Raw genomic sequence first — 406 nt, forward strand, 5'->3', positions numbered from 1 at the left:
AATGGTTGGGTATCAGAGAAAGGGGGACCGGGGGCAGGCCGGGAGGAGGCGCCGACGGGACGGGACGTGCGGCGCACCGCCGAGCCGACCCACTCCAGCGCCGAGCGGAGCCGGGAGGGCTGAGTCCGGGACGGCGGGCGCAGTCTCAGCAGCGCCCGGGCCGGCACCTCTTCCGCCGGGACGGCGCCGAAGGCCCGGCTGTCATCGGCGATCCGCGGGTTGTCCCCCACCAGCCACCACCCATTCGGGCGATGCGCCAGCGCCCGTTTGACGATCAGCAGTCCCGGTTGCCACGGGTGGCGCGCCACCACCACGTCACCGGGTCGCACGCTCGCCCCCCAGCGCAGCAGCAGTCGGTCCCCGGGGCGCAGCGTCGGCAGCATCGAGTCGTTGTGCACCCGGGCGA

At 74.4% G+C, this 406-nt stretch carries 1 protein-coding gene; it reads right to left on the reverse strand.

The genetic code is table 11. The features are described from left to right. Positions 1–406 (reverse strand): nickel-type superoxide dismutase maturation protease (gene sodX / locus FNQ90_RS26675; RefSeq protein ID WP_194432930.1); only part of this gene is annotated, 406 nt, incomplete at both ends.

It is taken from the genome of Streptomyces alkaliphilus (assembly GCF_014141535.1).
GTDB classification, from domain to species: Bacteria; Actinomycetota; Actinomycetes; order Streptomycetales; family Streptomycetaceae; genus Streptomyces; species Streptomyces alkaliphilus.